This window comes from Agrobacterium tumefaciens (genome assembly GCA_025560025.1).
Taxonomy (GTDB): Bacteria; Pseudomonadota; Alphaproteobacteria; order Rhizobiales; family Rhizobiaceae; genus Agrobacterium.
In genome coordinates, this window is record CP048486.1 from 1022151 (window position 1) to 1044249 (window position 22099).

General features: G+C 59.5%; 19 protein-coding genes. 10 read left to right on the forward strand and 9 right to left on the reverse strand.

All coding sequences use genetic code 11. The annotated features are described in order from the left end of the window. Window positions 1–37: 37 nt before the first annotated feature. From FY152_18655 to FY152_18685, 7 genes are all read left to right on the forward strand, one after another. Window positions 38–3364 carry a transglutaminase family protein gene (locus FY152_18655; GenBank protein ID UXS34169.1) on the forward strand — a complete coding sequence of 1109 codons (3327 nt, stop codon included), beginning with the start codon at window positions 38–40 and terminating at the stop codon, window positions 3362–3364. A 1-nt stretch (window position 3365) separates the two neighbouring features. After that, the gene (locus tag FY152_18660; GenBank protein ID UXS34170.1) at window positions 3366–5771 is read left to right on the forward strand and encodes a circularly permuted type 2 ATP-grasp protein; all 2406 of its coding nucleotides are present in this window, start codon (window positions 3366–3368) and stop codon (window positions 5769–5771) included. 4 nt (window positions 5772–5775) lie between these two features. After that, window positions 5776–6657, forward strand: a complete 882-nt coding sequence (locus FY152_18665) for a transglutaminase family protein (protein ID UXS34171.1) — start codon at window positions 5776–5778, stop codon at window positions 6655–6657. A gap of 166 nt (window positions 6658–6823) precedes the next feature. Beyond that, window positions 6824–8062 (forward strand): VWA domain-containing protein, encoded by a 1239-nt coding sequence (locus FY152_18670; GenBank protein ID UXS34172.1) that lies wholly within the window; start codon window positions 6824–6826, stop codon window positions 8060–8062. 160 nt (window positions 8063–8222) lie between these two features. Then, entirely contained in the window at window positions 8223–9845 is a 1623-nt protein-coding gene (locus tag FY152_18675; protein UXS34173.1) for an ABC-F family ATP-binding cassette domain-containing protein, read from the forward strand. 61 nt (window positions 9846–9906) lie between these two features. Next, window positions 9907–10917 carry a 2-hydroxyacid dehydrogenase gene (locus FY152_18680; GenBank protein ID UXS34174.1) on the forward strand — a complete coding sequence of 337 codons (1011 nt, stop codon included), beginning with the start codon at window positions 9907–9909 and terminating at the stop codon, window positions 10915–10917. 132 nt (window positions 10918–11049) lie between these two features. Continuing rightward, the gene (locus tag FY152_18685; GenBank protein ID UXS34175.1) at window positions 11050–12198 is read left to right on the forward strand and encodes an alpha-hydroxy-acid oxidizing protein; all 1149 of its coding nucleotides are present in this window, start codon (window positions 11050–11052) and stop codon (window positions 12196–12198) included. A 65-nt stretch (window positions 12199–12263) separates the two neighbouring features. On the opposite strand, the gene FY152_18690 is transcribed toward FY152_18685, so the two are convergent. Then, entirely contained in the window at window positions 12264–12608 is a 345-nt protein-coding gene (locus tag FY152_18690) for a hypothetical protein (GenBank protein ID UXS34176.1), read from the reverse strand. Window positions 12609–12811: 203 nt separating this feature from the next. Here FY152_18690 and FY152_18695 point away from each other — a divergent pair, with 203 nt between their 5' ends. After that, window positions 12812–13789 carry a winged helix-turn-helix transcriptional regulator gene (locus FY152_18695; GenBank protein ID UXS34177.1) on the forward strand — a complete coding sequence of 326 codons (978 nt, stop codon included), beginning with the start codon at window positions 12812–12814 and terminating at the stop codon, window positions 13787–13789. On the opposite strand, the gene FY152_18700 is transcribed toward FY152_18695, so the two are convergent. Further along, entirely contained in the window at window positions 13786–14223 is a 438-nt protein-coding gene (locus FY152_18700) for an Lrp/AsnC family transcriptional regulator (protein UXS34178.1), read from the reverse strand. The genes FY152_18695 and FY152_18700 overlap by 4 nt on opposite strands. 133 nt (window positions 14224–14356) lie before the next feature. Here FY152_18700 and FY152_18705 point away from each other — a divergent pair, with 133 nt between their 5' ends. Both FY152_18705 and FY152_18710 read left to right on the forward strand, forming a co-directional pair. Next, complete coding sequence (locus FY152_18705; protein ID UXS34179.1) at window positions 14357–15406, forward strand: ornithine cyclodeaminase; 1050 nt, start codon at window positions 14357–14359, stop codon at window positions 15404–15406. An 11-nt stretch (window positions 15407–15417) separates the two neighbouring features. Continuing rightward, the gene (locus FY152_18710) at window positions 15418–16341 is read left to right on the forward strand and encodes an amidinotransferase (protein ID UXS34180.1); all 924 of its coding nucleotides are present in this window, start codon (window positions 15418–15420) and stop codon (window positions 16339–16341) included. 6 nt (window positions 16342–16347) lie between these two features. Here the strand turns inward: FY152_18710 and FY152_18715 are convergent, their stop codons facing one another. From FY152_18715 to FY152_18745, 7 genes are all read right to left on the reverse strand, one after another. Further along, the gene (locus tag FY152_18715) at window positions 16348–17379 is read right to left on the reverse strand and encodes an L-idonate 5-dehydrogenase (GenBank protein ID UXS34181.1); all 1032 of its coding nucleotides are present in this window, start codon (window positions 17377–17379) and stop codon (window positions 16348–16350) included. Between the two features lie 65 nt (window positions 17380–17444). Beyond that, the gene (locus FY152_18720) at window positions 17445–18119 is read right to left on the reverse strand and encodes an RraA family protein (GenBank protein ID UXS34182.1); all 675 of its coding nucleotides are present in this window, start codon (window positions 18117–18119) and stop codon (window positions 17445–17447) included. Between the two features lie 91 nt (window positions 18120–18210). Next, window positions 18211–19047: an ABC transporter substrate-binding protein gene (locus FY152_18725; protein UXS34183.1), complete on the reverse strand. Its 837-nt coding sequence runs from the start codon at window positions 19045–19047 to the stop codon at window positions 18211–18213. A 31-nt stretch (window positions 19048–19078) separates the two neighbouring features. Beyond that, the gene (locus FY152_18730) at window positions 19079–19843 is read right to left on the reverse strand and encodes an amino acid ABC transporter ATP-binding protein (GenBank protein ID UXS34184.1); all 765 of its coding nucleotides are present in this window, start codon (window positions 19841–19843) and stop codon (window positions 19079–19081) included. Continuing rightward, complete coding sequence (locus FY152_18735) at window positions 19840–20601, reverse strand: amino acid ABC transporter permease (GenBank protein ID UXS34185.1); 762 nt, start codon at window positions 20599–20601, stop codon at window positions 19840–19842. Before FY152_18735 ends, FY152_18730 begins: the two co-directional genes overlap by 4 nt. Continuing rightward, a complete protein-coding gene (locus tag FY152_18740; GenBank protein UXS34186.1) occupies window positions 20598–21305 on the reverse strand; it encodes an amino acid ABC transporter permease in 708 nt (235 codons plus the stop codon). The genes FY152_18735 and FY152_18740 overlap by 4 nt, the downstream gene beginning before the upstream one ends. Then, window positions 21302–22087, reverse strand: a complete 786-nt coding sequence (locus tag FY152_18745) for an SDR family oxidoreductase (protein ID UXS34187.1) — start codon at window positions 22085–22087, stop codon at window positions 21302–21304. Before FY152_18745 ends, FY152_18740 begins: the two co-directional genes overlap by 4 nt. Between the last annotated feature and the right edge of the window lie 12 nt (window positions 22088–22099).

The following is a 22099-nucleotide window of genomic DNA, read 5'->3' on the forward strand; positions in this document are numbered from 1 at the left end:
AACCGCATAAACCGGAAAAACCGGGCAAGGCAGATTAATGGCGATCAAAGCGAGCATCTATCATCTGACGCATTATAAATATGACAATCCGGTTCGCCTTGGACCACAGATCATAAGATTAAAGCCCGCCTCCCATTCCAGAACCCGCGTCATCAGCCATTCGCTCAAGGTTTCTCCCTCCAACCACTTCGTGAACCTTCAGCAGGACCCTTACGGCAACTACCTCGCCCGTTTCGTTTTTCCCGAGCCGGCGACGGAGTTCAAGATCGAGGTCGATCTTGTCGCCGATATGACGGTTTACAACCCGTTCGATTTCTTCGTCGAGGAAGAAGCGACCAAGTGGCCGTTCGATTATCCGCAGGAACTGCGGGAGGATCTGTCCATCTACATGAAACCGGAGCCGATCGGCCCCCTGTTCACAGCGTTCATGGCCACCGTCGACCGCACGCCCGGACAGCCGACAGTCGATATGGTCGTCGGTCTCAACGCCCGTCTGCAACAGGAAATCGGCTACGTGATCCGCATGGAACCGGGGGTTCAGGCGCCTGAGGAAACGCTGGCTTCCGGCAAGGGATCTTGCCGCGACACCAGCTGGCTGCTGGTGCAGGTTCTGAGGCACCTCGGCCTTGCCGCACGGTTTGTGTCCGGATATCTCATTCAGCTGACACCCGATCTCAAGGCGCTCGACGGCCCCTCTGGAACCGAGGTGGATTTTACCGATCTGCACGCCTGGGCAGAGGTTTACATGCCCGGCGCCGGCTGGATCGGCCTTGACCCCACTTCCGGACTTCTGACCGGCGAAAGCCATATTCCGCTGGCAGCGACACCGCATTATCGCAACGCCGCACCGATTTCCGGCGGCTATTTCGGCGAGGCCAACACGGAATTTGCTTTCGACATGCAGGTCCGGCGCGTCGCCGAAACCCCGCGCATCACCAGGCCATTTTCCGACGATAGCTGGGAAAGCCTCAACGCACTCGGCGAAAAGGTCGATCAGGTTCTGAATGCTCACGACGTGCGATTGACCATGGGTGGCGAGCCGACCTTCGTTTCCATCGACGATTTCGAATCCGACGAATGGAACACCGGCGCGGTCGGACCAACGAAGCGCGAAAAGGCGGACGCCCTGATCCGCCGCCTGCGCGAACGTTTCGCCCCTGGCGGCTTTCTGCATTACGGGCAGGGCAAATGGTATCCCGGGGAAAGCCTGCCGCGCTGGACCTTTTCGCTTTACTGGCGGAAGGATGGAATGCCGATCTGGCAGGACCCGGCGCTGATCGCCGAAGAGGGGGCAGATGCCGGGGTCAAGGCCGAAGATGCGCAGAAGCTGCTCAGCGGCATCGCCACCCACCTTGGCATTGAAAAGGAACTGGTGCTGCCGGCCTATGAGGATCCGGCAGAATGGATCATCAAGGAAGGCAACCTTCCCGACAATGTTGACCCATCCAATTCCAAACTGAAGGATCCCGAGGAGCGAAACCGTATTGCCCGTGTTTTCGAACGCGGCCTGACGACACCGACGGGTTATATTCTTCCGGTGCAAGCCTGGAACGCCAAGGCCAACGGCAAGCGCTGGGTCAGCGAGAAGTGGAAGACACGGCGCGGCAAGATTTTCCTTGTTCCGGGCGACAGCCCGGTGGGATATCGCCTGCCGCTCGGCACATTGCCCTATGTGCCGCCATCCGCCTATCCCTATATCCACGAAGCCGACCCCTCGATCCCGCGAGGGCCGCTTCCAGACATATTCAAACCTTCCGGACGCACCATGCCGGAAGCCTCTTTCCATGCCGATGGAGGCGCGACCCAGGAACGCGTCGAGCAGACACTTGGCGAAATCGGCGGTGCCGTACGCACCGCCATGTCAGTGGAACCGCGCGATGGCCGGCTCTGCGTCTTCATGCCGCCGGTCGAACGCATCGAGGATTATCTCGAACTGATTGCAGCGGCGGAAGCTGCGGCGGCCGATCTCGGATTGCCCGTTCACATCGAAGGTTATGCGCCGCCGCATGATGAGCGCATCAATGTCATTCGCGTCGCGCCCGATCCCGGCGTCATCGAGGTCAATATCCACCCTGCCTCCAGCTGGAAGGATTGCGTCGACATCACGACCGCGGTCTATGATGAGGCGCGCCAGACGCGTCTCGGCGCAGACAAGTTCATGATCGATGGCCGGCATACCGGCACCGGTGGCGGCAACCATGTGGTGGTGGGCGGCGCCAACCCCAATGACAGCCCCTTCCTGCGCCGGCCCGATCTTCTGAAAAGCCTCGTTTTGCACTGGCAGCGGCATCCGTCCCTTTCCTATCTGTTCTCCGGCCTGTTCATCGGCCCGACAAGTCAGGCGCCACGCATCGACGAAGCCCGTCACGACAGTCTCTACGAGCTGGAAATCGCGCTTTCGCAGGTTCCTGCCCCCGGGGAGGGCGTGCCGCCGCTGCCCTGGCTGGTCGACCGCCTGTTCCGCAACCTCCTGACGGATGTCACGGGCAACACCCACCGGGCTGAAATCTGTATCGACAAGCTGTTTTCACCGGACGGACCAACCGGCCGTCTCGGCCTTGTGGAATTCCGTGGCTTCGAAATGCCTCCGAATGCCCGCATGTCGCTTGCCCAGCAATTGCTGGTGCGCGCCCTCATTGCCCGCTTCTGGCAAAACCCAGCCGGCGGTAAATTCGTGCGCTGGGGCACGGCGCTCGCCGATCGCTTCATGCTGTCGCATTACATCTGGGCGGATTTTCTGGATGTGCTTGCCGATCTCAGGGAAAACGGCTTCGACCTAAAGCCGGAATGGTTCACCGCCCAGCAGGAATTCCGTTTCCCCTTCTTCGGCGAAGTGGAATATGAGGGCGCGAAACTGGAATTGCGCCAGGCTCTGGAACCCTGGCATGTGATGGGCGAACAGGGCGCCATCGGGGGAACCGTGCGTTTTGTCGACTCTTCCGTCGAACGCCTGCAGGTGCGCCTCGAAACATCCAATCCGTCGCGTTACACCGTCGCCTGCAACGGACGCGCGGTTCCGCTTGCAACAACGGAGAACCGCAGCGTGGCGGTTGCCGGTGTCCGCTTCAAGGCATGGCAGCCCGCCTCCGGCCTGCATCCCGTTCTGCCCGTCAATTCACCCTTGACCTTTGACATTTATGATACATGGTCGAGGCGATCGATCGGCGGATGCATCTATCATGTTGCTCATCCGGGCGGGCGCAATTACGAGACGTTTCCCGTCAACGGCAATGAGGCCGAGGCACGCCGCCTCGCCCGTTTCGAACCATGGGGGCATACGGCAGGGCAATACCCGCTTCATGGGGAAACCGTGTCGCCAGAATTTCCGCTGACGCTTGATCTGCGTCGGCCATACGGAGTTTAAATTGTCCAAAGCCCCGGCAACGGAACGCAAGACGGAAACGAGCGCGCAACCGCGCGGGCTTGATTATTCCACCTTGCCGGGCGTGGCGGATGAAATGCTCGACACCAATGGCAAGGTCAGGCCGGTCTGGAAGAACCTGCTCGGCGCACTCTCGCGCATGTCTGAGCGCGAACTGCATGAACGCTTTGCCCGCACCGACCGCTATCTGCGCGATGCGGGCGTGTTCTACCGCGATTACGGCAAGGGCAGCAGCGAAAGAAACTGGCCGATCTCCCATATTCCGGTGCTGATCGACGACAGGGAATGGGCTGTTCTTTCCGAGGGACTCAAACAGCGCGCCAATCTTCTCGAAGCCATGGTCGCCGATTTTTACGGCGAAAACCGGCTGGTGAAGGAAGGTTACGTGCCGCCGGCGCTGATCGCCTCCAATCCGGAATATCTGCGGCCGATGGTCGGTGTAAAACCGGCAAGCGGCCACTATCTGCATTTCTGCTCGTTTGAAATCGGGCGTGGACCTGATGGAAACTGGTGGGTGCTGGCCGACAGAACGCAGGCGCCTTCGGGCGCAGGTTTCGCGCTCGAAAACCGGGTGGCGACCACGCGTGCCCTGTCCGACATCTATGCGGAAACCCATGTGCACCGTCTCGCCTCGTTTTTTGGCGCTTTCCGCGACACATTGCAGGCGCACAGAAAACACCCCGATGACCGTATCGCGGTGCTGACGCCCGGACCCGCCAACGAAACCTATTTCGAACACGCCTATATAGCCCGTTATCTCGGCTTCATGCTGCTGGAAGGTGAGGATCTGACCGTCGTCAACGGCCGCGTCATGGTCAGAACCGTGGCGGGGCTGAAACCGATCGGTGTGCTCTGGCGGCGTCTCGATGCTTCCTATTCCGATCCGCTGGAACTCAACCAGCAATCCCATATCGGCACGCCCGGCATGGTGCAGGCGCTGCGCAACGAGGCGCTCACCATCGTCAATGCGCTTGGCAGCGGTATTCTCGAAACGCGGGCCTTGCTGTCCTTCATGCCGCGCGTTTGCCGCCATCTTCTTGGCGAAGACCTGAAACTGCCATCGATAGCGACATGGTGGTGCGGGCAGGAATCGGAACGGCGCCACGTTGCCGGCAATATCGAAGGCATGGTCATAGGCCCGGCCTATTCCCGGCTTCCCTTCTTCGACGACAACGGCCAATCGGTGCTGGGCTCTTCCCTGCGTGAAACGGCCAAGGAATCGATCAGCGACTGGCTCGCCTCGGACGGCCACAGGCTGGTCGGCCAGGAGGTGGTCACACTCTCCACCACGCCGGCCTATGTCGATAACAAGCTCGTGCCACGCCCGATGAGCCTTCGCGTTTTTGCCGCCCGCACCCAGGATGGCTGGCAGATCATGCCCGGCGGTTTTGCGCGGATCGGCAGCAGCAACGACGTGTCCGCCATCGCCATGCAATCGGGCGGCAGTGCGGCGGATGTCTGGATCGTCAGCGACAAGCCGGTGGAACGCACCACGCTTTTGCCGGCGGAAGAGAGCTTCACCCGCAACATGCCGGGCAGCCTGCCAAGCCGGGCCGCCGACAACCTCTTCTGGCTCGGTCGTTATATCGAGCGCTCGGAAGGCGCATTGCGCATCCTGCGTGCCTGGCACGGGCGTTATGCCGAATCGGCCGATCCGCGCCAGCCGCTGCTTGCCCATGTGACGCGTTATCTCGAAGCGCTGGATGTGGAGATGAACGATGCCGTGCCGGAAAGCCTGCTGAACAATATCAACAGCGCGGTTTATTCCGCCAGCAACATCCGCGACCGCTTTTCACCCGATGGATGGCTGGCGCTGAACGATCTTGCCAAAACCGCCCGTCGGTTCCACGCCAAGGTGGCGCCTGGCGACGACGCAACGCACGCCATGACGATCCTGTTGCGCAAGCTTGCCGGCTTTGCCGGTCTCGTGCACGAAAACATGTATCGTTTCACCGGCTGGCGTTTTCTGTCGATCGGCCGCTATCTCGAACGTGGCCTGCATATGACACGGCTGCTCGGCCATATGACCGGACCCGATGCGCCCGATGGGTCCTATGACATGCTGCTGGAAATCGGCGACAGCGTCATGACCCATCGCCGCCGCTACAATGTCAGCACGGCGGGCCTGACCGTCACCGATCTTCTGGCGCTTGATCCGCTCAACCCACGGTCCATTCTGTTTCAGCTGAACGAAATCCGCACGGAGGTGGAACAGCTTCCGAACGCCTTTGTAAACGGGCAGATGTCGCCTTTTTACCGCGAGGCGATGCGGCTGCATTCCGGCCTTGCCGTCATGACGCCGGAAAACATGAACGGCGCGATTTATCGCCAACTCGAAACGGACATGGAACATTTGTCCGATGTTCTCGCCCGAACCTATCTCGGATAAATCGATGCTTTACGATCTTTCCCTGCATATGGGTTACACCTACGACACACCGGCCCATGGTGCGCGGCACATCATCCGTGTCCTGCCTTTGTCCATCCCCGGCCGGCAGCGGCTTATCGCCGGATCTCTCGATGTCTCTCCAGTGCCGGAAGAACGCGTCGTTTTCGACGACTTCTTTCATCAATCGGCCACCTCCGTGCATCTGCGCGCGCCGCATGAGAAGCTGGATATCCGCATGCAGGCGCGCGTGATGGTCGAGACGGCGGCCCTGACGGCCGATTTTTCACCGGAGCTTTCAAGGTTGCCGCAAGATCTTGCCGATGTCTGGTCGCTCGATTTCCAGTCGCCGCACCACTTCATCGGTGCCAGCCCGAGAATAGGGACGGATGCGGCGATCTCGGCTTATGCGCGGGAATTGCTGAAACCCGGAATGACCATTCGCGAAATCGCGCTTGCAATGTGCAAACGCATCCATAAGGACTTCACCTATGACGGTGAGGCGACGACTGTGGATACGACACCGTCCGAAGCCTTCAAGCTGAAACGCGGCGTATGCCAGGATTTTTCGCATATCATGATCATGGCACTGCGTAGCCTCGGCATTCCCACCGGTTATGTCAGCGGCTTCCTGCGCACCATTCCACCGCCGGGCAAGGAACGCCTGGAAGGCGCCGATGCGATGCATGCCTGGGTCCGCATCTGGTGCGGCGAGGCCACCGGTTATCTGGAACTCGACCCCACCAATGACATCGTGGCCGGAAGCGATCATATCGTTGTCGGTTATGGCCGGGACTATTCCGACGTCGCGCCGGTGATCGGGGTATTAAAGAGCTACGGCAACCAGCAGATAAAGCAGGCCGTTGACGTCATCCCCGTCCAGCAATGACGCAGGGTGTGTTATTTCGATCTTTGCACAAACCAATTCTTGAAAATACTTCAAAAACTGCACCAATTTGAACGCTGCATAAAATTGAACCCATAACGTTAGTGGATTTTACATCGTTTACGGGTTTCCTGCGCTCAGTCGTATATTCTAATCGGTGAGCCCTGTCATGACCGCCTCCTCACATCAAAAACTGAAGCGCCGTTTCTTTAGCGATACGAGCGGTAATTTCGGCATCATGACGGCAATATTGCTGCCGGTGCTGCTGGGGTTTGCCGGAGCCGGCATGGAACTGGCGAATGTGATGCAGGTGAAAGCGGACTTGCAGAATACGGCGGATTCAGCGGCCCTTGCAGCAGCGACCGAGGCTCGTTTGAAGGAAGGCGCACTGACCGACGAACAAATCAAGGAGATCGCCAAGGCCTTCATCGCCAGCCAGCTGGAAAAGAACCTGACCGAGGAAGAGAAGAAGGCAATCGAGAAGAATTCGCCAATCAATGTCGGTACGACGGAAGATACCCGTGGCAAGACTTACACAATCGAGACCACGATCAACCGCGAGATACAGCTCAATCCCCTGCTTGGATTAGTCGGGGTAAAAACACTTGAAGTTTCAGCAACCGGTACCGCAAAGAGCACGGTCAACAAGGGCGCGCCGATTTCCATGTATCTGGTGCTGGATCGCTCGGGTTCGATGTCCTTCAAGACCGATACCGTCGACACCAAAAAAACGTCGTGCCAGAACTACACGTCCGATAACTGGGGCAGCTATCCCAATCTTAAGAACACATCGCCCTGCTACGTTAACAAGGCCGCATCGTTGAAAACCGCAGTGGGCTTTCTCGTCGCCACCTTGAACAAGGCCGATCCGACCTCTGCCCTTAGTGGCGGTTCCCAGCTCGTTCGAACTGGTGCTTCGGTTTACACCCATGAGAGCTACGCCGCTCAGGCAATCAACTGGGGTACGAGCGGCGTTGTCAGCTATGTGGACAAAAATATCCCGGAATTTCCATCCGGTGGCACGGACGCCACGAGCGGTCTGAACGCCGCTTACGCCGCCCTGAAAAAGGCGAATACAACCGAAGCGAACGCCCACAAGGCGAAGAAAAGCGAATCCTTCGAGCGTTACATCGTTCTCATGACGGACGGCGAAATGACGGGGTACAGCGCCAATTGGAACTCCACTATCGACCAGACGGTACGCAACACCTGCGATACGGCCAAGAAGGACGGTATCAAGATTTTCAGCGTGGCCTTCATGGCGCCGGACAAGGGCAAATCCCTGCTGCAATATTGCGCCTCAAACCTCGACAATTATTACGCGCCGGAAAATATGGAGCAGATCGTCACCGCCTTTGGTGAAATCGCCCGCAAGGCCGCCGGCAGCATAGCCACACTGACCAACTGATGAAAATTCGGCGAGCGAAGCCCCTGAGACGGCCTCGTTTGCAAGGAACGATACTTCCTGGCGATCCTGTTCGGCTGCATGGCTGGCAAGGCGTGAGCGGCAGGTGACAGCGGCGGCGGCCCGTGGCATAGGAGGGCACTCCCATTCCCAAGGCCCCGTCATGATCCGCATCGAAAATATCAGCAAGTCGAACAGTCACCGCATTCTTTACATCGAGGCCTCCGCCGCGCTCAATCGCGGCGAGAAGATTGGCCTTGTCGGCCCGAACGGCGCTGGCAAGACCACGCTGTTCCGGATGATCACCGGCGAGGAACAGCCCGATGAGGGACAGGTCGTTGCCGAAAAGGGCATGACGGTTGGTTATTTCAATCAGGATGTCGGTGAAATGTCCGGTCGCTCCGCCGTGGCCGAAGTCATGGAAGGCGCCGGCCCGGTCAGCGAAGTGGCGGCTGAGCTCAGGCAACTGGAAGCCGCCATGTCCGATCCGGACCGGATGGACGAGATGGACGCCATTATCGAACGTTACGGCGAAGTGCAGGCGCGGTATGAGGAGCTGGACGGCTATGCGCTGGAGGGCCGTGCCCGCGAGGTTCTGGACGGCCTCAGCTTCAGCCAGGAGATGATGGACGGTGATGTTGGAAAACTTTCCGGCGGCTGGAAAATGCGCGTGGCGCTCGCCCGCATTCTTCTGATGCGCCCGGACGTGATGCTGCTCGACGAACCCTCTAACCATCTCGATCTTGAAAGCCTGATCTGGCTCGAGGATTTTCTGAAGAATTATGACGGCGCGCTTTTGATGACCTCGCACGACCGCGAATTCATGAACCGCATCGTCACCAAGATCATCGAGATCGACGGCGGCAGCCTCACCACCTATTCCGGCGATTACGGCTTTTACGAACAGCAGCGCGCGCAGAACGAAAAACAGCAGCAGGCGCAGTTCGAGCGTCAGCAGGCCATGCTTGCCAAGGAAATTAAATTCATTGAGCGCTTCAAGGCGCGCGCCTCGCACGCTGCACAAGTGCAGAGCCGGGTGAAGAAACTCGACAAGATCGACCGTGTCGAACCGCCGCGCCGGCGCCAGACGGTCGCTTTCGAATTCGCACCGGCACCCCGATCGGGTGAGGATGTCGTCGCACTGAAAAAAGTGAACAAGGCTTATGGCAGCCGCACGATCTATGGTGAACTGGACTTCATGGTACGCCGTAGGGAACGCTGGTGCATCATGGGCGTCAACGGCGCCGGAAAATCGACATTGCTGAAACTGGTGACCGGCACAACCGAGCCGGATTCCGGCAATGTCACGCTCGGCGCCAGCGTCAAGCTCGGTTATTTCGCCCAGCACGCCATGGATGTTCTGGATGGTGACAGCACCATTCTCGAATGGCTGGAAGAACGCTTTCCGAAAGCCGGGCAAGCGCCGCTGCGCGCCCTTGCCGGCTGTTTCGGCTTTTCCGGCGATGACGTGGAAAAACGCTGCCGCGTCCTCTCCGGCGGCGAGAAAGCCCGTCTCGTCATGGCGGCCATGCTGTTTGATCCGCCGAATTTCCTCGTTCTGGACGAACCGACGAACCATCTCGATCTCGACACCAAGGAAATGCTGATCAAGGCCCTGTCGCAATATGAAGGCACGATGCTGTTCGTTTCCCACGATCGCCATTTCCTCGCCGCCCTTTCAAACCGGGTGCTGGAGCTGACGCCGGATGGCATCCACCAATATGGCGGCGGATACACGGAATATGTGGAAAGCACCGGACAGGAAGCGCCGGGCCTGCGGAGCTAGCCAAAGACCGAACGCATAGGGCCCGCGACGGCAGGTTTCGTAACCGATACTGGAGAAGCAGATGCGGATCGTGGTCTATAGCGCCAAACCCTATGACAGGCAGTTTCTTGACGCCGCTACCCCGTCCGGCATGCGGATGCAATATTGCGAAGCGCGCCTCTCCCTTGAGACGGTGGCTCTCGCTAAAGGAGCTGTCGCGATCTGCGCCTTCGTCAACGACGATCTGTCGCGACCCGTGCTCGAGAAGCTGGTGGAGAGCGGCGTGCGGCTCGTCGCCCTGCGCTGCGCCGGCTTCAATCAGGTTGATCTCGCGGCGGCCGAGACGCTGGGCCTGACAATCGCCCGTGTCCCCGCCTATTCGCCCTATGCAGTCGCCGAGCACACCATGGCACTCATCCTGGCGCTCAACCGCAAGATTCACCGCGCCTATAACCGGGTGCGCGAAGGCAACTTCGCCCTTGATGGGCTGCTTGGTTTCGATCTGCACGGCAAGACGGTCGGCATCGTCGGCACGGGAAAGATCGGCGCGATTTTTGCGCGCATCGCGGCCGGCTTCGGCTGTCGTCTCATCGGGCACGATCCATATCCGAATCCCGATTGCGAGGCCCTGGGCATGGTTTATGTTGCCCGGGAGGAGTTGCTCCGCACATCGGACATTCTTGCGCTGATGTGCCCGCTCACGCCTCAGACCCGCCATCTGATCCGCAGGGAAACGTTACCACTGCTGAAAAAAGGCGTGATGCTCGTCAACACCAGCCGCGGCGCAATCATCGATACGCGGGCCGCGATTGCAGGTCTGAAGGATGGCACGATCGGCAGTCTCGGCATCGATGTCTACGAAGAGGAGGCCGATCTCTTCTTCGAAGATCTTTCAAACGACGTGCTGCGCGACGATGTCTTCGCGCGACTGCTGACCTTCCCCAATGTTCTGGTCACTGGCCATCAGGGTTTCTTCACGCAGGAAGCTCTCAAGAATATCGCGGACACCACGATCGGCAACATCCAGAGCTTCTTCGACACCGGCAAAGCCCTGCACACCGTTTCCACCCAGCAGCTGGCAAACCCTGCCTGAATCGCCGCAGCCGACCAAAAGCCTTTCAACAGGGAACCGAAATCGTCCTTGGTGCAATTGCCCGTGCCAAATCCCCGGTATAGGTTTCGGCGATCTTTTGAACGCTTTCACACCGGACCGGTCGGATAACAGATGCAACTCAAGGACTGCTATAATTTCCACGACTTTCGCCGCATGGCGAAGCAGCGTCTTCCCGGACCGATCTTCAACTACATAGACGGCGCCGCCGATGACGAGGTGACGTACCGCCGCAACACGGCCGCCTTCGAGAACTGTGATCTCGTTCCCGACGTGTTGCGCGGCGTCGCGGATGTGGACATGTCTGTCACCGTCATGGGCCAGAAGCTGGCGATGCCGGTCTATTGTTCCCCGACGGCGCTGCAGCGGCTCTTTCACCATCAGGGTGAGCGGGCAGTCGCGGCGGCTGCGGGAAAATATGGCACCATGTTCGGCGTCTCCTCGCTTGGCACCACCAGCCTCGAGGAAGCGCGCCGCATCAGCGGCGGGCCGCAGGTCTATCAGTTCTATTTCCACAAGGACCGTGGCCTAAACCGCGATATGATGGCACGGGCCAAGACTGCCGGCGTGCAGACGATGATGCTGACGGTGGATAGCATCACGGGTGGAAACCGCGAGCGGGACAAGCGAACCGGCTTTGCCATTCCCTTCAAGCTCAATCTTTCCGGCATCGCGCAATTCGCAATCAAGCCTGCCTGGGGCATTAATTACCTCACGCACGAGCGCTTCAGCCTGCCGCAGCTTGATGGCCACATCAAAATGGATGGTGGCGCGCTCTCCATCAGCCGCTATTTCACCGAGATGCTCGACCCTTCCATGAACTGGGACGATGTGGCGCAGATGGTGCGCGAATGGGGCGGCCCCTTTTGCCTGAAGGGGATCATGTCCGTCGATGACGCAAGACGCGCCGTCGAGATCGGCTGCAGCGGCATTGTGCTTTCCAATCACGGCGGCCGCCAGCTGGATGGCTCCCGCAGCGCCTTCGATCAGCTCTCCGAGATTGTCGATGCGGTCGGTGACCGGATCGACGTCATGATGGATGGCGGCGTGCAGCGCGGGACGCATGTTCTCAAGGCGCTCTCTCTCGGGGCGAAGGCCGTGGGGCTTGGCCGCTATTATCTTTTCCCGCTGGCTGCCGCCGGGCAATCCGGTGTGGAGCGCGCTCTTGAGCTGATGCGTATCGAGATCGAGCGCGGCATGAAGCTGATGGGTTGCACCACGGTCGACCAGCTGACACGCCGGAACGTGCGGTTTCGCGACTAAGGTGGGTGGAAAAGAGTGAGTTGGGTTTTCACCCGAAACATTCCAATCAGCGAGCCAGAGTAGTGTTAGAGCCGGCCACTGGCATCACATACCATTTCGGCCGCATTTCGCCGATGTTCCAGAAGCGCCGCGCCGATACTCCAGATAAGCGCCAGACAAATCAGCCCGCAGACACCGCCCGCCATCAATGAACGATGGCGCCTGGCGCCGGAAAGAAACAGCCATCCAACAATGGCGTAGGCCGCGAGTGCCGGCACGGCTGCGATCAGCACGGACATCGGCCCATCGCAATCAACGGCATCAATGCCGATAGCGCGATATTGATTTGGCGTTCCCAACACCCCCAGGGCTGCGACGGGAAACATCGCAGCTAAAACGGCATAACGGAAGAATCGAGGCGTATCGGGCATGGCCTCTCCATAGCCGGATAAAAACTGTGCGAACCGGCAAGAGACCCGGTGAATGGACGTTTGCCGACAGCCGCAGCTTCACAATCCTTTTTCCGAGTTATGGGGTGAGGATTGCCCGCTTTCGCGGAGAAATCCAGCATTTTGAACAACGCGATCTTGGCAGGTCATGCAGATTATGATTATGGTTGTATCGTGCAACCATAATGGATTTCAGCGTGTCACAGCAACCCTTCCCCATAAACGACATCCGCTCCACCTCGCGCCGCCTTGTCCGCGAACTCGGTTTCATGGGTGGGGGTTTCGCTGGCACCGATTTGCCGCCCTCTGCCGTCCATGCGCTGATTGAGCTCGACGCCTGCCCGGGTATCACGGCGCGTGATCTGGGCAAACTGCTCCGGCTTGAGAAGTCAAGCGTCAGCCGCATGCTCCGCAAGCTTGTCCTATCTGGTGATGTTCTGGAGGAGACGGATGGGGAGGATAGTCGCATCAAACGGCTGTATCTCACCGGACGAGGACAGGAGAGGGTTGGAGCAATTCACGGCTTTGCAAACCGGCAGGTCTCGAGCGCCATGATGCGGCTTACGCCGGCGGACGGACATACGATCCTCGAAGGGCTGCGCCTTTACGCCGATGCGCTGGGAGACCGGGGCGAGGCCGCTACGCCCGCGATCGAAATCGTCGAAGGTTACAGGCCGGGCCTCATTGCCCGCATCACGCAGATGCACGCGCTCTATTACGCCCGGACATCGGGTTTCGGCCAGCGCTTCGAATCCGTTGTCGCCGAAGGTCTCGCCTCCTTTTGCAACCGGCTCGAAAACCCGAAAAATGCAATATGGGTCGCAATGCGGGGACAGGAGATCATCGGCTCCGTTGCCATCGACGGCGAGGATCTGGGATCCGGTATCGCGCATCTGCGCTGGTTCATTGTCGATGATGGCGTGCGTGGAGGCGGGGTCGGACGCCGGCTGCTGGCGGCTGCACTTGCCTTTGCAGATGAAAAGGCCTTCGCTGAGACCCATCTATGGACGTTCAACGGCCTTCTGGCCGCACGGCATCTTTATGAAGCCAATGGCTTTACGTGTATGGAGGAACATCCGGGCAGCCAGTGGGGAAGCGAGGTTCTGGAACAGCGTTTTGTCAGGCACCTGAAGGGTAAAGCTGTTTTCTCCGTCAGTGATTAGACGCTACTCAGCAAGAGGCTGGTTTCGCTGTTCGAGACACCGTCTATCATGCGGACCTCGCGCAGCACGCGATCGAAATCCGAGAGGCTTCCGGCGCGAATATTGGCCACGAGGTCCCAGTTGCCATTGGTGGTGTGCAGCGAGGAAATCTCTGCGATACCACGCAGCTTGCGGATGACCTGCGTGGTGGATTTGCCCATGACCTCGATCATCATGACCGCATGCACCGCCCGGTCATCATAATCCTCACGCACACGCACGGTAAAACCAAGCAGCGTGCCGGTTTCCGTCAACCGGTCCAACCTGTTTTGAACCGTACCGCGCGCCACGCCCAATACATCGGACAGCTTGGCCAGCGAGGCGCGGCCGTCGACCCTCAGATGGGCAATGATTTGCCGGTCTAGCTCATCGGGCATGTATTTGGCGATGCTCATTGAAATTCCTGACAGAATTGACAACAGGACTGAGCATATTGTGCAAAATAGTTTCAGAAATAACAAGGTTTTGCGATTTCGGTTGAACAGGTGTGGCGGATATCCTCATTCCAACAAGTGAGGAGTTGCCCATATGCCCCTGTCCCCATCCGCCAAAGCCCTTATCCCCTTCGTCAGCGTCGAAAACATGATGCGCCTCGTGCATCATATCGGCATCGAGCAGATGCTCGTTGAGCTAACCGACGCCATCGAAGCCGATTTTCGCCGATGGGAGTGCTTCGACAAGACACCCCGCGTTGCCTCCCATTCCCGCGAAGGCGTCATCGAACTGATGCCAACATCAGACGGTGAGATTTACGGCTTCAAATATGTGAACGGCCATCCGAAAAACATGGCCGAGGGGCTCCAGACCGTGACCGCTTTCGGCCTGCTTGCCTCAGTCTCGACCGGTTATCCAGTGCTTTTGACCGAGATGACGCTCCTGACGGCGCTGCGCACTGCCGCCACCTCGGCAATGGCCGCCCGCCATCTTGCGCCGAAGGGTGCCGACACCATGGCGATGATCGGCAACGGAGCTCAGGCGGAATTCCAGGCGCTGGCCATGAAGGCGGTACTCGGCATAAAGGAAGTGCGCCTTTACGACATCGACCCCCGCGCCACCGAAAAGACAGCCGCGAACCTGAAAGGGAGCGGCCTGACCGTGACCCCATGCAAATCGGCACAGGCCGCAATCGAAGGGGCCGGCATCGTCACCACCTGCACCGCCGACAAGCAATATGCGACAATCCTGACCGACAATATGGTCGGCGCCGGTGTGCACATCAACGCCATCGGCGGCGATTGTCCCGGCAAGACGGAACTGCACAGGGATATATTGCTGCGCGCCGACACCTTCGTTGAATATCCGCCGCAGACGCGTATCGAGGGTGAAATTCAGCAGATGGACCCGGATTATCAGGTGACCGAGCTTTGGAAAGTAATCGTCGGCGAAGCCGAAGGACGGCGGGACGCAGGCCAGATCACCCTGTTCGACAGCGTCGGTTTCGCCATAGAGGACTTTTCCGCACTGCGTTACGTGCGCGGAAAGCTGGAGGGCTCCGCCTTTTACAAGGAGATCGACATCATCGCCGATCCCGATGATCCACGCGATCTCTTCGGCATGCTGCAACGCGCCCGGGCCTGAGGAGCAAGGTTATGAAAAAAACCTATTCCATTCAAGCTCCGGCCGCGGTCGTAATGGTGCGTCCGCACCATTTCACGGTCAATACCGAGACCGCAGCCGACAACCGGTTTCAGGCAACGCCCGACAGCGGCGAGGACTTCAGCGCCATCGCCCATGCGCAAATCACCCGCGCCGCACAGACGCTGGAAAGCCATGGCGTGACCGTGCATCTCTTTGAAGACGAAGGCAGCCGCACACCGGATTCGGTCTTTCCCAATAACTGGTTTTCCACCCATGCGGGCGGCCATGTCGCCATCTATCCGATGAAAGCCGAAAGCCGCAGGCTCGAGCGACGCCAGGACGTCATCGAGATGCTGAAAAACCGCTACCGCGTTCAGGACATCATCGATTATTCCGGCCTGGAGCCGGACGGCCTGTTTCTGGAAGGAACCGGCGCGATGGTTCTCGATCATATCGACCGTGTCGCCTACGCCGTACGCTCCGACCGCACCGATCCGATCGCGCTCGAACGCTTCTCGACCCATTTCAATTTCGAGCCGATGGTGTTCGACGCACGCGACGAAGCCGGCGTGCCGGTCTACCACACCAATGTGCTGATGTGCATCGGCACGGATTACGCGATGATAGGTCTCGACATGATCGCCGACGGCCTGCGGCGCGCGGAAATCGTCAACCGGCTCGAACGCTCGGGACGACAAGTCATCGCGCTTACCAACGCCCAGATTCGCAGCTTCGTCGGCAATGCGCTGGAGCTACAGGGACGCGACGGCCGCATCCTTGCGCTCTCCACCACCGCATTCGCGTCGCTCACACCGGCCCAGATAGATACGATCCGCGAGAGCGCCGTTCCCGTGCCGCTGGATATACCAACAATCGAGAAGGCCGGCGGTTCGGTGCGCTGCACGCTTGCCGGCATTCATCTGATGCCACGGTGAGAGAGATCAGAAGGCGAGTTGAACCTTCATCGACCTGCTTCTGTCACCGGCGGCTTCGAATGCCGCAACCGCCTCTTCCAATGGAAAGGTTCCGGTCAGCAAGGGCTTCAGGTCGACACGGCGCTGGTTGATGAAATCGACGGCAAGTCCGAATTCCTCATGGAACCGGAAAGTGCCCTTCATCTCGATTTCCTTGGCAACCACCATGTTCTGCGGAATGGACACATCGCCGCCGAGACCGAGTTGCACCACCGTTGAGCGCGGCTTCAGCGCTTCAAGACCCGAACGGACGGCCCTTTCATTGCCGGACGCCTCGAATTGCACATCGAAATAGCCCTTGTTTACCGAATAGGCGGAGAGCGCATCCGGATCACTGGCGACATTGATGACACGGTCGGCACCGATGGCGAGCGCCTTTTGAAGAACCGCATCCATGACGTCGGTTGCGACGATTTCTCGCGCGCCATGGGCGCGGGCGGCGATGATGGCAAGCGCACCGATCGGCCCACAGCCGGTGACGAGAACGCGTTTGTCGGTCAATGCGCCGGCGCGGTTGACGCCATGCAGCGTTACCGCGAAAGGTTCGGCCATCGCCGCTTCATGAATGGAGACGCCATCCCGCACCTTGTGGCACTGATAGGCCTCGGCGACGAGACGCTGACGAAACGCGCCCTGAATATGCGGCATGGGCATGGCGGAGCCGTAAAAGCGCATGTTGAGGCACTGGTTCTGCTGACCCTTCAGGCAGAATTCGCAATGGTTGCAGGGCCGGCTCGGCGATACGGCAACACGGTCGCCGACGGCGAGGCCGGAGACACCCTCCCCCAAAGCCTTGATGGTGCCGGCCACCTCATGGCCGAGGATCATCGGCTCCCGCACGCGCACCGTGCCGAAGCCGCCATGATTGTAATAATGCAGATCGGAGCCGCAGATGCCACCCGCTTCGATGGCCACATCGACCTGCCCCGGGCCGGGCTGCTCGGCCTCCCGTTCCTCGATCCGCAGATCCTTCGCCGCGTGGATGACAACCGCTTTCATAGTCTCTCCTCCCATAAGGCTCGCACGGCGGCAGTCGCCGCCGTTGCCCATTGTCCGGACTTGTCTCAAATATCGACCACGAGGCCCTTGGCTTTCAGAACCGGCTCGAGCTTGCTGACCTCGATCACCGACTTGCCCTGCTTGTAGGCTTCGATGTAACCGGCCTCGGCATCTTCGCGGGCCTGCGAAAGCTTGGCCGCTTCCTGCGCTTCTTCGCGCCTGACGACCACAAGGCCATCGGCGTCGCCGACGATGATATCGCCCGGATTGATGATTTCGCCGCCGACGATCACCTGATCGTTGACCGCAGCAATGGTCTCCTTGACCGTGCCCTTGATGCAGACGCTGAGCGAGAAGACCGGGAAGCCGAGGTCCCGCAGTTGCAGCGTATCGCGCACGCCGGTATCCGTCACCAGGCCACCGATGCCTTTTGCGAGGCAGGCATTGGCGAGAACGTCACCGAAGGAACCGGCTTCTTCATATTCGCCGGCGGAAACGACGATGATGTCACCCGGCTTGGCATAGTTGATGGCGAGCTGCAGCATGATGTTGTCGCGCGGCGCGCATTTCACCGTGAAGGCCGGGCCGCAAAGCTTCATGCGATAATCGACCGGTTTCAGTCGAGAGGACAATGCGCCGCGACGTCCCTGCGCCTCATGGATCGTGGCGGGAGAGAATTTGGCAAGGGCGTCGACATCCGCCTTGGCCGGACGCTGCGCGATATCTTTAATGTGGATCATGAAAAACCTCCCACGTTGAAGCTGTCGGCGAGAGCTTCTCGCCGACCGATAGTGTTGAAGAGTTGGAAATTGGCCGAGGCTGAGCCGAAACTCAGGGGATCGGGTCGAACTTCAGTTCGGACAGAGGCACGACCTTGTCGGTGCGTGTCATCTTGTATTCGGTGTTCGGGCCAAGCCACTTGTCCCAGATGCGGTTGATCTCGCCATCCGCATCGAGCTTGCGCAGGATTTCGTTGATCTTTGCGGTCAGCGCCGGGTTGTCCTTGGCCATGCCGATGCCGATGGGCTGGAAGAGCATCGGCTCTTCGATCATGCGCATCGGCTTGCCCTTGGTCTTGGATTCATTGACGAACTTGGTCATCGTCATGGTGTTGCCGACAATGCCGCGCGCCTTGCCCTGCTGGACGGCGAGATAGGCGGATGCCGTATCCTGGAATGTCAGCGGCTCGGACTTGTTGAGCTTGACGGAGAGTTCCGACGTCGACCCCTTGCTGGACGCGATGCGCTGGCCGACGAAATCGGACTTCTTGGTGCCGGGGTCATCGACCGGAACGATCAGCATTTCCTTAGCCAGATAATATGGGTCGCTGAACTGGATCTGTTCGGCGCGGCTCTGGGTGTAAGCGAGGTTGGCGACCGAGAGGTCGACGCGGCCGAGCTTGACTTCGGGAACGCGCGCTTCAACCGACACTGGCTTGATCTCTGCCTTGACGCCGAGTTCCTTGGCGATGGCGCCGCACAGATCGACATCGAAGCCCGCCATTTCGCGCGTCTTCGGGTCCGGCGAGGCGAAAGGCGGCACATCGGCGAATGTCGCGCAACGCAGCGTCTTGTTCGCAATGATCGTATCGAGCTGGTCGGCCTTGGCCGGCAGGACCGCAGCCGAGGTTGCCAATATGGCGGTAAGAGTAATGCACTTCCAGTTCATTTCAGTTCTCCCGTTATTATAGAGGTTGGGTCTAGTGTCTCAAATCGGCAAGAAACCGCTGGGCACGCGGATGTTGCGGATTTTTGAAAAACTCGTCCGGTTTTGCCGTTTCGAGAATGCGCCCGGCATCGATGAACCAGATGCGGTCGGCCACTTCACGGGCAAAGCCCATTTCATGGGTGACGCAGAGCATGGTCATGCCTTCGGCGGCGAGGCTCTTCATGACCGCGAGCACCTCACCGACCATTTCCGGATCGAGCGCTGAGGTCGGCTCGTCGAACAGCATGACCGGCGGCTCCATGGCGAGCGCCCGCGCGATGGCGACGCGCTGTTGCTGACCGCCGGAAAGCTGGGCGGGATAGGAACCGGCCTTATCGGCAAGGCCGACGCGATCGAGAAGCTTCAGCGCCTTGTCATGGGCGACCGCGGGAGAAACACCCTTCACTCGGATCGGCGACATGGAGACATTTTCCACCACCGAAAGATGCGGGAAGAGGTTGAAGCTCTGGAAGACGAACCCGACCCGGCTGCGCAGCGCGTTCAGCTCCTTTGCGCGCATCTGGGCATGGATGTTCCTGCCATCCAGCATGATCGACCCGCTGCTGATCTCTTCCAGACGGTTGATCGTGCGGATGAGGGTGGACTTGCCGGAACCCGACGGCCCGCAAATGACGACGACCTCGCCACGGGTGACGTTTTCGTTGACATCCTTGAGCACCTGATAATCGCCATAGCTTTTGCAGACCTGCGAAAGCGTGATGGTGTAGTCCTGAGTGGCGGAAACTGGCGCGGTCATAGCTGCTCCGTAGCGATATTGGCGGGGGCCGGTGCCGTGTCTGCGGCAAGCTTGCCGCGCGGGCCGGCCCGGCGGCGGGCGATACGTCGCTCGAGAAGATTGGCGACATGGGTGAGCGACCAGCAGATGATGTAATAAACCAGCGCCAGAATGAGGAAGACCTGGAAGGGCTGGGTCAAAAGCTGATTGTTCACCTGGTTTGCCGCAAAGGTCAGATCAGGCACATTGATGACATAACCGAGCGTCGTATCCTTGATGGTGGATACGAAAGTCGAGATCAGGCTCGGGATCATGTTGTAGAGCGCCTGCGGCAGGATGACATAACGCATCGCACCGAAATAACCGTGGCCAAGCGCCCGTGCTGCATCCATCTGCCCCGTGCCCAGCGATACGATGCCGGCACGGACGACTTCACTCATGAAAGCGCCCTGATAGATGACGAGCGTGGTCAGCATCGTCACGAAGCTCGGCACATCGGCGCCGGTCCAGAGCGGAACGAGAAAATAGCTCCAGAGAATGAGCATCAGCAGCGGCACGCCACGGGTGAAATAGACCACCGCGGTCACCGGCCAGCGCAGGGCCCGCCATTTCGACAGCCGCGCCAGCGCCATCAGGATGCTGACGGGAAAGGCGAGCGCGATGCTGAGCGCTGAGAGGATGAGCGTGTTGGCAAGGCCGCCGAGCGGACCATTGGGATATTGGCCGATCAGGAGCAGCAGCCAGTAATCCTGGATGATTGTGATCATGTCGTGGATCATGCCCGCGCCCTCCGCAGAGGATCGGCACGCATGGAGATATAGGCTCCAAGACCCATGATCAGCAGCGAGAAGAACAGATAAAGCACGGTGGCGACCAGATAGACCTCAAACGTCCGGAAACTCAGATTTTCGACCTCCTTGACCGCATGGGTCAGTTCCGGTGCGCCGATCAGAACGCCGAGACTGCTGTTCTTGAAAAGCGAGGTGCTGTGGTTGATGAGCGGCGGCAGCGCGTTGCGAACGCCCTGCGGCATGATGACGAAGCGCATGGCCGAGACATAGCTATGCCCGAGCGCACGCGCCGCCTCCATCTGGCCGGGATTGATGGAGCGAACGCCCGAACGCAGATCCTCGCTGAAATAGGCCGCCTGACAGAGGCCAAGGCCGATAATGGCGAAGATCGCTTCCGCATTGTGGCTGGAAAGCCAGTTGGCCAGCCCGCTCGGCAGCAGCGTGAAGACGCCGAAATACCAGAGCATCAGCTGCACCAGCGTCGGCACGTTGCGATGATAGGACACATAGGCCGCCACCAGTGGGTCGCCGAAGCGGAAGGGCGAGAGGCGGATAGCGAGAAGCACGATGGCCAGCGACATGGCGAGCAGCCACGAGCCGGCATAGATGATGAACGTCATCTGGATGCCATGCAAAAGCATCGAGACATAGTCCGCATTGTTCAAGATTGCGCCGAGGTCAAAACCGCTCACGCGACTTTTCCTCCGGCTCCGCCCGCCGCGACCTTTTCAGAGGTCTGGGGCTTGGCCGTCTGCAGCCCGCCCATGACCTGAAGCGTCGGGGTAATTTCCATGTGGCCGATATTCATGGCCACGGGTGCGGCGATGGCAAACGCAATCGCATCGGCGATATCGGATGCCTGCGGCAATTCGAAACCATCGATGAAACGTTCGCGAATGCTCGGATCATCGCCGTGCACATGGTTGAAAATGTCGGTCGCGACGCGGCCGGGGCAGATTTCCGTCACCCGCACGCGTTTACCGAAAGCATCGATACGCAGCTGGTTGGACAGCATTGCCACGCCGGCCTTGCTGGCATGATAGGTGGAATTGCCGCCGAAATTGTAATTGCCGGCAATGGAGGAGATGTTGATGACATGACCGCGATCGCGCGCCACCATAGCCGGCACCACCATGCGGCACAGATGCAGCACGGCGCGCAGGTTCACATCGATCAGGAGATCGATATCGCTCTCATCCGCTTCCAGAAACTTCTTCGGGCGGTCGACACCGGCATTGTTCACGAGGACATCGAACGCAACTTCACTGGTGAGCTTTGCAAGCGCCGGCCGATCCGTCACATCGATGGCGTGGGCAAAGCAGCCCGTGCGCTTCGCCAGCTTGTTGAGAGCGTCCGCACTTCTGGCAACCGCATGCACTTCCAGCCCTTCGCGGCAAAGGCGCTCCACGACGGCGGCGCCAATTCCGGAAGATGCGCCGGTTACGAGTGCGGTCTTGTAATCTGAGAATGGCATGTTTGTCCCCTA